The organism is Mesorhizobium sp. M7A.F.Ca.CA.001.08.2.1 (assembly GCF_003998455.1).
Classification (GTDB): Bacteria; Pseudomonadota; Alphaproteobacteria; order Rhizobiales; family Rhizobiaceae; genus Mesorhizobium; species Mesorhizobium ciceri.
Genome location: NZ_RZPW01000191.1, coordinates 1 through 9,068 on the forward strand (window position 1 = coordinate 1; position 9,068 = coordinate 9,068).

A 9,068-nucleotide genomic window follows, 5' to 3' on the forward strand; every position below is an offset into this window, starting at 1 on the left:
CTTCACCGCAGCGGATTCATCTCGATACAAAGGGTGAAGGCGTCTTCCATATCGGCTTCGAGGTTCGTGATGCGGACGCAGCCGAAACCAAGGCGAAAACCGACGGGCTTGCCGTGCTGATGCGCGGGCGCCGGGAAAACCGCACCGGCTTCACCTACTACGACACAGCCGACAAGGCAGGCGTGATCCTGCTGACCCGGGCAACCAATCTGCCCGGCAAATGATCCACCAACGCAAAGGATTGGGGAGGCCGATTAGGCCCAAGAACGACTGGTCCGTCAGCTTCCCCGCAATTCCTGAAGCCGGTCGACCAGGAATTTACCGCTGGTGATGATATGCATTTCCAACAGGCCGACGGCGCGCAGCGTATCCTTGGCTTCGCACAGGTCGATGAGTTGCCAGTGGTCGCGGTCGGACTGGGCCTGGATTTCGGTGAGCGTCACCATCATGCGCGTGTAGCGTTCCAGCTGCTGGTAGATGCGCCCGACCAGTTCGATCGTCGCCTTGCGGCCGGACGGCTGGTAGAGCGCGGCGTGGAAGTTCCAGTTGAGCTGGTTCGAGTACTCGCCGGTCTTGCCCTGCTCCTGGTGCTGCTTTGCGCGCTCGCGGGCCAGCGCGAGGTCTGCCTCCGTCATCCTTGGAATGGCCAGGGCCAGTAGCCATGTTTCGATCCGGGCTCGCAATTCGTAGAGCTCGAGGATCTCGTCCAGGGAAATGGAGGTGACGACGGCGCCCTTGTGGGAAACCAGCGTGACGAAGCCTTCCGAATGAAGCTGATGCAGCGCCTCTCGCACCGGAATTCGGCTGACACCGAACTCGGTGGCCAGATGTTCCTGCCGCAGTTGGAAATTGGCCTCGTATTCACCGATCAGTATCTTCTGCCTGATGGCATCGGCGACCTGGGTCGAGATGGTTTTCTTCTGTACGAGCATGAATCAGCCTGGGGCGGCCGCCTTGTTTGTTGACTGGCGCCGTGTTGATGGAAGAAGTGGACGCATAGCACCGTTGTCACCGCGATGCCATGTCGCCCGTTTCGCTTCAGTAGACATGTTCCTCGATAGGCTGATTGCCAGCGATCCTTTCATAGCGGAAGGCCGACAGGTCGACAGAGCGGTACTCGCCATAGGCAATGAGATCACTGACCCCCGACCCGGTCGCCGCTGCATGCATCATGCCGTGGCCGCTGAAGCCGGTGGCCAGGACAAAGTTCGAGATCTCGGGATGCCGGCCGATGATGCCGCTGTGGTCGAAGGTGTTGTACTCGTAGAGCCCCGCCCAGGCGCGCAGCATCCGCAATTGCTCAAACCCGGGCACACGATGGGCGAGCGCCGGCCAGATCAACTCGTCGAACAGGTCGTAGTCCACATCCAGGCCAAAATCGTCCGGCTCGTTGTCGCGCACCGGCGGAATACCGCACAGGAAGAGCTGACCTTCCGGCCGCAGCCAGAAGCCGCTCGTGTCGAAGACGAAGGGGCAGTTTTCGATCCTTGCCGGCGTTTCGAAGACGAAGACGCAGCGCTTGCTCGGGACAACCGGCAGCTCGGCGCCGGCCATCCTGGCAATGCCCGCGCTCCATGGTCCGGCCGCATTGATCACCGTGCCGGCGGCAAGCCGGTCGCCATTGTCGAGCACCACTTCGCCGACCTTTTGGGGAGACGCCATAGTCAGTCCGGTCACCGTCGCGGCAAGATAGTTCACGCCCTGCGTGCGCGCCTTTCGACGGAAGGCCTGCATCAGGCCGGGGCCGTCGAACCAGCCTTCGCTGCCAAGGCCGAGTGAGCCAAGGGCGAGATCGTCCGTGTTGAGCCACGGGAAGCGTCGTGCCAGATCGACCTGCTCGATCAGTTCGGCGTCGACGCCCATGCCGCGCTGAACGCGGTTCTTGGCACGCTGCGCGTCTGCCCGCTCGGGTGTCGCCAGCACGAGGTAGCCGGGCTCATGCAGGCCGATGTCGGCCAACTCGTCGCCGATGGCAAGCCGCGTCTTTACCTGGCGCAGGAAGTCGATGCTGAACTTCGACATGGCAATGTTGGGCGCCGTGCCGAACTGCTGGCGGATGGCGCTGGTCGACAAGGAAGACGAGGAGGCCGTGTAGTACGGGTCCCGCTCGATCACCGCGATCCTGCCATCGAAATCAGGATTGGCTGACAGAAAGTAGGCGATCGAGCTGCCGACAACGCCACCGCCGACGATCACCACATCATAGTTTGTGCCCATACCAATCGTGTTCCCTATCTCGAATATCATCCGTGGCGACAAGGATTGGATATCTTCCTCTATCGGTCCACCTCCAAAACGAGACATAACCCGGTCTTCGATGCAGAAAAAGAGGTTTGACGTGAAAAACAGAATACATTATCCAATTTGTAACAGATATCACCTGCCCGGCAACGTCGCGGCAGCCATGCCGAGGATTTCCCGTGGGCCTCATCGCTCCCCGTCTCGACGTCATCAAGCCAAGTCCCAGCATGGCGGTCACCGCGCGGGCAATCGAAATGCGCTCGGCCGGCATCGACGTGATCAGTCTGAGCGCCGGCGAGCCGGATTTTCCGACGCCTCCGCACATCGTCGAGGCGGCCTACGAGGCGATGCGCAGGGGTGAGACGCGCTATACGGCGGTCGACGGCACCGCCGCGCTGAAGAAGGCGGTGGCCGGAAAATTCAGACGCGAGAACGGCGTCGACTACGAGACTTCGCAAATCAGTGTCGCGGGCGGCGCCAAGCAGATCATCTACAACGCCCTGCTGGCAACGCTGGCCCCCGGTGACGAGGTGGTTGTCCCGGCGCCCTATTGGGTTTCCTACACCGACATCGTCCTGCTCGGCGAAGGCAAGCCCGTGGTCGTTCCCTGCACGGAGGCGCAGGGCTTCAAGCTGACACCGCAAGCCCTGCGAGCCGCGATCACTGGGCGCACCAAATGGTTGCTGCTCAACACGCCCTCCAATCCGACCGGCGCCGTCTACAGCCGCGACGAACTTGTGGGGCTGGCGGCGGTGTTGCTCGATCACCCGCATGTGCACGTTCTGACCGACGACATCTACGAGCATATCCTGTTCGACGGGCGCGCGTTCCACACCATCGCCGGCGTCGAGCCGCGGCTGAAGGACCGCACGCTGACGGTCAACGGCGTGTCGAAGGCCTACGCCATGACCGGCTGGCGGATCGGCTATGCCGGCGGGCCGGAAGAGCTGATCCGCGCCATGGCGACCGTGCAGAGCCAAAGCACGTCGAACCCGTCATCCATCTCGCAGGCCGCGACCATCGCCGCACTTGAAGGCACTCAGGACTTTCTTCGCCCGCGGGCGCTCGAATTCCAGGCCCGGCGCGACCGTGCGCTGGAGCTGCTGCGCAAGATTCCTGGCCTCACCTGCCAGACGCCCGAGGGCGCCTTCTATCTCTACCCCAATTGCTCGGCCCTGATCGGCCGTCGCCGCCCGGACGGCACTCCTATCGGCAGCGACGACGACTTCTCGCTTTACCTGCTCGATCAGGCACGGGTCGCGGTGGTGCAGGGCTCTGCCTACGGTCTGTCGCCGCATTTCCGCATTTCCATAGCCACGTCGATGGACCTGATCGAAAAAGCGATCGGGCGCATTGCCGAGGCCGTCGAAGCGCTGCGATAGGCCGGCGATGGATCTCGACTTCGTCCAGAAGCTGATCGAATTTGTCTCGCGTTCGCCCATTGCCGAACTGGAGATCGAGCGCGATGGCGTTCGTATCCGCATATCCAGGCAGGCGGCGCTGGCGAAGCCTTCGCTGCAGCCAACCGCCGGCCCTGCCGTCTTCACAAATCCGGCTTCGACAGCTCCGCCCATCGCCCGGCATTCGATCCGCGCGCCACTGACCGGCGTGTTCTACCGTTCCGGCACCGAAGGCGAACCGCCGCTCGCTTCGGTTGGCGATGTGGTCGTGGAAGGGCAGACGGTCGGCGTCCTCGAAGCCATGAAGACTTTCAATGCCGTGGAATCCGACCGCGCTGGGCGGATCGTCCAGATCGCTTTCGACGATCATGCCGCCGTGCAGTCCGGTGACGTGCTGTTCGTTCTGGAAGATGAGGGCTAGCGGCCATGTTCGATACCGTTCTCATCGCCAACCGCGGTGAAATCGCGCTGCGCATCCTGCGCGCCTGCCGCGATCTCGGATTGAAAACGGTGGCAGCGCACTCGGATGCGGATGCGAGCCTTCGCCATGTTGCGCTGGCGGACAGGGCGATCTGCATCGGGCCGGCTACCGCGACGGAGAGCTATCTCAATATCGCCGAGATCATCGCGGCCGCGCAACTCACCGGCGCGGGCGCGATCCATCCAGGCTACGGCTTCCTCTCGGAAAACGCCGCCTTCGCCGAGGCTGTCGAGAATGCCGGCCTTGCCTTCATCGGGCCGTCGGCGGCGGCGATCCGCACCATGGGCGACAAGGTCTCCGCCAAGCGTACGATGATCGCCGCCGGCGTTCCCTGCGTTGCGGGTTCGGAGGGCGCGCTGCCGCAGGATGAGCAGGAGGTGCGCGCTATTGCCGAGGCCATCGGCTATCCGGTCATCGTCAAGGCGGCGGGCGGCGGCGGCGGGCGCGGCATGCGCATCGTGCGCGAGCAGCACGCCCTGATGGAAGCCGTTTCGATGGCGGTGAAAGAGGCGGACCGGGCCTTCGGCAACCCGCATGTCTATCTGGAGAAATTCCTCGAGCACCCGCGCCATATCGAGACTCAGATTCTGGCGGACAAGCATGGCAAGGCGGTGTGGTTAGGCGAACGGGATTGCTCCATGCAGCGCCGCCACCAGAAGATCATCGAGGAGGCGCCGGCGCCGGGAATCGCCCGCGAGGCGATTGCCGAAATCGGCGAACTGTGTGCCCGCGCATGCCTGACCATCGGCTATACCGGCGCCGGCACATTCGAATTCCTCTACGAGGATGGGCGCTTCTCTTTCATCGAGATGAACACCCGCGTGCAGGTGGAGCATCCCGTCACCGAACTCGTCACCGGCATCGATATCGTGCGCGAGCAGATCCGCATCGCCCGGGGCGAACCGCTGTCATTCAGCCAGGAAGACATCCGCATCCAGGGCCATGCTGTCGAATGCCGCATCAACGCTGAAGATCCCTACAGCTTTCGCCCGCATCCGGGCCGGGTCGAGCGCTGGACGCCGCCCGGCGGCCCGGGAATCCGCGTCGAATCGCATCTCTACTCCGGCTACACCGTACCGCCGCACTACGATTCCCTGGTGGCCAAGCTGCTGGCGCATGGCGCGACGCGGGCCGAGGCGATCGGGCGCATGAGCGGCGCGCTGGGCGAGATGGAGGCTGTCGGCATCGCCACCAACGCGCCGCTCCATGGCCTCCTGATGGAGGAGCCCGGCTTCGCCGCCGGAGGCTTCGATATCCATCATCTTGAACGTCTCATTGAAGGTGGTCTGCTCGAGGGACGAGGCGGCGATGACGATTGAGGAGATCGAAAGGCTGGCCGCCTGGTGCGCTAGCGCCGGCATCGGCGAGATCGAAGTGTCGGAGGCCGGCTTTTCGTTGCGCCTGCACATGCAATCCGTTGTTGCCTCGACACCCCCGGCCGAAGCCCCGAAGGCCGAAACGGCCTTCAAGGGCGTGCGCGCGCCCGGCGTCGGTGTGTTCCGTCTCGATCATCCAACGACCGGTCGGCCGATTGCCGGACCTGGCCAGGTGGTTCGCAAGGGCGAGACGGTCGGCGTCCTGCAGGTCGGCCCATGCCTGAGGGCCGTACTCGCGCCGGTAGACGGCGTGCTGGGCGCGGCGCTGGTCGAGGACGGAGCGGTCGTCGGCTACGGCACGCCGCTCTACGAGCTGGTGTGAAGCAAAGGCGATGGTTCGAACCACTGAGGAAAACGCCATGGCGGCCCAAGGATTGCAGGTCGATATCAACTCCGACATGGGCGAGGGTTTTGGAGCCTACAGGCTCGGCGACGATGCGGCGATCCTCGACATCGTCAGTTCCGCCAATGTGGCCTGCGGCTTTCATGCCGGCGACCCCGAGATCATGGCGGCCACGTTCTCGATGGCGCGCGACAAGGGCGTTGCCGTTGGCGCGCATCCGAGCTTCGCCGATCTGTGGGGATTCGGACGCCGCATCATTCCGCATTCCATGGATGAGATCGAAAGGCTGGTCGCCTACCAGATCGGCGCGGCGCAGGCGCTTTCCGCCTATGCCGGCCACCCGATCCGCTATGTGAAGGCGCATGGCGCGCTAGGCAATCTTACCCAGACCGACCGTGGCGTCGCCGAAGCGGTGACGCGCGCAGTCAAGGCCGTCGATCCCGGCCTGATCTGCCTGGCCATTGCGCTTGGCTTCCAGGACAGGATCGCGCGCGACGAGGGCCTGACGGTCAGGTCGGAAATCTTTGCCGACCGCGCCTATACGGAGGAAGGCTTTCTTGTCTCGCGCAAGCTGGAAGGCGCTGTCATCCACGACGCCGAGAAGGCGGCCGAACGGGTCGTGCGAATGGTCAAGCAAGGTGCCATCGAGACGCTTTCCGGACAGATGCTGCAGACGCCGATCGATTCGATCTGCGTCCACAGCGACACGCCGGCGGCCGTCGCCATCGCCGCGCGCGTCCGGCGACGGCTGGAGGCGAGCGGCGTCAGGGTCAGAGCGTTCGCGGCCTGAGCACGGTCGGGTCCGTTTCAGAACCAGACATCGCTGAGGCGATGTCCGCGCGGATAGGGATCTGTCGGGTCGAGACCATATTGGCCGATGCTGGTAATCCAGGCCTGTCCGGCGATGGTGACCACGACAGCGTCGTGATTGCCAACACGCGCATTGGCGATCACGCGGGAATCGAAATGAGTACCGATGATCGACCTGTTGCGGAACAGCTCGCCCTTGGCGATCTGCCCCTTTGCCGACATCACCGCCAGCCGCCCGGTGGTGCCGGTGCCGGTCGGCGAGCGGTCGAGCCTGCCATGCAGGCACACCGTACCGTTGATGCTATCCACGCGCCCGTCGATGCGCTCGATAGGACCTTCGAAAATCACGTTGGACACGTCGCGGATCTTCGCGTTCTCCGGATGCACGACCTTGAGCTGTTCGTTGACCGCCTTCTTGATGCGTTGGCCGATCAGCGACATCTGGTGGGCCTCGTCGGGTGTTATGGAAAAGCCCAGTGCACGGGCATTCACATGGGCGAAAGTCATGCCGCCATAGGAGGTGTCGACGGTGATCGTGCCGAACCCCTCGACTTCGACAGGTGTGTCGAGGTGGAACGCGAAAGCCGGCACATTGGTGAACTCCACCTGCTTCACCTTGCCGTTCTCGCAGCGGCAGCGCACCTCGATCATGCCGGCCGGCGCTTCTATGCGCAGCAATGTCTCGGGCTCCTTCATCGGCACCATGCCCGTCTCCAAAGCCACGGTGGCGACGCAGATGGTGTTTGAGCCCGACATGGGCGGGTATTCCGTGCTTTCAATTATGACGTAGCCGAGATCCGCCGAGGGATCGCAAGGCGGCAGGATGATGTTGCCGTTGACGTAGGGCGCACCGCGCGGCTCGAACAAGAGCAGCCCACGAATGTCGTCCATATGCTCTTCGAGATACTCCTTCTTTTCGAACATGGTCTTGCCCGGAACGTCCTTGACGCCTCCGGTGATCACATTGCCGACTTCGCCCTCGGCATGGCAGCCGACGACCGTGAATGTTTTCGTCCAGCGCATTTTTCTCCTCCTGTGATTGGTCTTGGCCCTGGCGATACCGATTCAGACCGCGTCGAGCCCTCGTTCGAGAAAACGATCGAGTTGTTCCATTTCCTGGTGCGATAGGACGATGCCGTCTCTCTCCGATGTCGCACGAGCAAGGAACCGCCGCTGAGAGGGCAGGCGCGCGCCCTGGCCAAGGATCGCCTCGAACAGCGCTTCAGCACGGCCCAGCGGATTGCCGGGCCGGCCGGCGGCGAAGGCTTTCGGCGAGAAAGCGATGACCAACTCTCCATGCGATGGATAGAGCGTCGTGGTGCCGAGCACATTGAGCGCCTCGGGGCTGGTCAGGTCGCCGATCATGATCCCGGCGAGCAGCTCGATCATCGTCGCGATGGCGGAGCCCTTGTGCCCGCCGAAGGGAAGCATGGCGCCCGCCAGGGCGGCTTCGGGATCGGTCGTTGGCCTGCCGTCCGAATCCATGGCCCAGCCTTCCGGCAGCTTCTTGCCTGCCCGGCGGTGGAGCTCGATCTCGCCGCGCGCGGCAACCGAGGTCGCGAAGTCGAAAACGTAGGGACGCTGCGCTTCTCGCGGCCAGCCAAAGGCAAAAGGATTGGTGCCCAGCAACGGTCCGTTGCCACCGGTCGGAGCGACGGTGGCATAGCTCGGGCACATGGCCAGGCCGGTCAGGCCTGCCTGTGTCAAAGCTTCGACCTCCACCCAAAGGGCGGAAAAATGCACCGCATCATTGATCGCGAGTGCGGCAATGCCGCAGGAGCGTGCCCGCTCGATCAGCACCGGCAGACCCAGTTCGAAGGCTGGGTTGGCGAAGCCGTGCTTCGCATCCACTTTGACGATGGCCGGTGCGTCTTGCGGCAACAACTCGGGCACCGCGTGTGGGCTCACCTTTCCGGCCTTGATCGTCCGCAGGGCGCCTTCGATCCGGTAGATGCCATGTGACTTGCAGGCATCGCGTTCCGCCGCGACGATGACCCTTGTGATGGCGCTGGCCTGAATGGGGTTCAGTCCGGCCTTGCGGAAAATTGCATCGACGCGCTCATGCAGGGCATCGATGGTGATCGTGGTTTTGGTCATTTCTGGCCTTCGGGTTTGGCTGTGCGCAAACGCTGCTTCAAAAATCCAGACCACCGGCAAAGGCTGTTAGATCCTGTGCAAGCAAAGCGGGCTGCTCGAGGGCTGCGAAATGACCACCGCGCGGCATCGCTGTCCACTGGCGGATGTCCTTGAAGACGCGCTCGACCCAACTCCTGGGCGGCATCGGCAGCTCTTTGGGGAACAAAGCCACTGCAAGCGGGACGTTGATCGCTGTGCCGGACGCGAATGCAAGCGGACGGGCGCGCGTTTCCCAATAGAGCCGCATCGACGAAGCGACAGTCCGGGTGAACCAGTAGAGC

9 protein-coding genes and 2 pseudogenes are annotated in these 9,068 nt (G+C 63.5%); 6 read left to right on the forward strand and 5 right to left on the reverse strand.

Annotation, left to right across the window (positions count from 1 at the left end; genetic code table 11):
- Positions 1–224, forward strand: a pseudogene (locus EN914_RS13755) (VOC family protein); the annotation flags it as partial.
- A 54-nt stretch (positions 225–278) separates the two neighbouring features.
- Here the strand turns inward: EN914_RS13755 and EN914_RS13760 are convergent.
- Both EN914_RS13760 and EN914_RS13765 read right to left on the reverse strand, forming a co-directional pair.
- Complete coding sequence (locus EN914_RS13760; protein WP_013525162.1) at positions 279–932, reverse strand: GntR family transcriptional regulator; 654 nt, start codon at positions 930–932, stop codon at positions 279–281.
- 106 nt (positions 933–1,038) lie between these two features.
- Positions 1,039–2,217 carry an FAD-binding oxidoreductase gene (locus tag EN914_RS13765; protein ID WP_024503238.1) on the reverse strand — a complete coding sequence of 393 codons (1,179 nt, stop codon included), beginning with the start codon at positions 2,215–2,217 and terminating at the stop codon, positions 1,039–1,041.
- 203 nt (positions 2,218–2,420) lie between these two features.
- Between EN914_RS13765 and EN914_RS13770 the strand changes: the two genes are divergently transcribed.
- Genes EN914_RS13770 through EN914_RS13790 form a run of 5 tightly spaced genes read left to right on the forward strand, consistent with a single transcriptional unit; the run spans position 2,421 to position 6,631 of the window.
- Positions 2,421–3,623, forward strand: coding sequence for a pyridoxal phosphate-dependent aminotransferase (locus tag EN914_RS13770; protein WP_024503237.1), 1,203 nt, complete (start codon positions 2,421–2,423; stop codon positions 3,621–3,623).
- 7 nt (positions 3,624–3,630) lie between these two features.
- Entirely contained in the window at positions 3,631–4,062 is a 432-nt protein-coding gene (locus EN914_RS13775; RefSeq protein WP_024503236.1) for a biotin/lipoyl-containing protein, read from the forward strand.
- Between the two features lie 5 nt (positions 4,063–4,067).
- Positions 4,068–5,441, forward strand: a complete 1,374-nt coding sequence (gene accC, locus EN914_RS13780) for an acetyl-CoA carboxylase biotin carboxylase subunit (RefSeq protein WP_024503235.1) — start codon at positions 4,068–4,070, stop codon at positions 5,439–5,441.
- Positions 5,431–5,820, forward strand: a complete 390-nt coding sequence (locus EN914_RS13785) for a biotin attachment protein (protein WP_024503234.1) — start codon at positions 5,431–5,433, stop codon at positions 5,818–5,820. Before accC ends, EN914_RS13785 begins: the two co-directional genes overlap by 11 nt.
- Before the next feature lie 37 nt (positions 5,821–5,857).
- Complete coding sequence (locus EN914_RS13790) at positions 5,858–6,631, forward strand: LamB/YcsF family protein (RefSeq protein ID WP_024503233.1); 774 nt, start codon at positions 5,858–5,860, stop codon at positions 6,629–6,631.
- A gap of 17 nt (positions 6,632–6,648) precedes the next feature.
- Here the strand turns inward: EN914_RS13790 and EN914_RS13795 are convergent, their stop codons facing one another.
- The 3 genes and pseudogenes from EN914_RS13795 to EN914_RS13805 form a co-directional block, all read right to left on the reverse strand.
- Positions 6,649–7,674 (reverse strand): proline racemase family protein, encoded by a 1,026-nt coding sequence (locus tag EN914_RS13795; RefSeq protein WP_024503232.1) that lies wholly within the window; start codon positions 7,672–7,674, stop codon positions 6,649–6,651.
- A 42-nt stretch (positions 7,675–7,716) separates the two neighbouring features.
- On the reverse strand, positions 7,717–8,748 hold the full coding sequence (locus tag EN914_RS13800; RefSeq protein WP_024503231.1) for an Ldh family oxidoreductase: 1,032 nt from the start codon (positions 8,746–8,748) through the stop codon (positions 7,717–7,719).
- A 37-nt stretch (positions 8,749–8,785) separates the two neighbouring features.
- A pseudogene (locus tag EN914_RS13805) lies at positions 8,786–9,068 on the reverse strand (epoxide hydrolase); the annotation flags it as partial.

Coding starts and splice junctions, on each gene's coding strand:
- EN914_RS13785 (WP_024503234.1), top strand. CDS start 5,431: ATGACGATTGAGGAGATCGAAAGGCTGGCCGCCTGGTGCGCTAGCGCC.
- accC (WP_024503235.1), top strand. CDS start 4,068: ATGTTCGATACCGTTCTCATCGCCAACCGCGGTGAAATCGCGCTGCGC.
- EN914_RS13765 (WP_024503238.1), bottom strand. CDS start 2,217: ATGGGCACAAACTATGATGTGGTGATCGTCGGCGGTGGCGTTGTCGGC.
- EN914_RS13800 (WP_024503231.1), bottom strand. CDS start 8,748: ATGACCAAAACCACGATCACCATCGATGCCCTGCATGAGCGCGTCGAT.
- EN914_RS13760 (WP_013525162.1), bottom strand. CDS start 932: ATGCTCGTACAGAAGAAAACCATCTCGACCCAGGTCGCCGATGCCATC.
- EN914_RS13790 (WP_024503233.1), top strand. CDS start 5,858: ATGGCGGCCCAAGGATTGCAGGTCGATATCAACTCCGACATGGGCGAG.
- EN914_RS13775 (WP_024503236.1), top strand. CDS start 3,631: ATGGATCTCGACTTCGTCCAGAAGCTGATCGAATTTGTCTCGCGTTCG.
- EN914_RS13795 (WP_024503232.1), bottom strand. CDS start 7,674: ATGCGCTGGACGAAAACATTCACGGTCGTCGGCTGCCATGCCGAGGGC.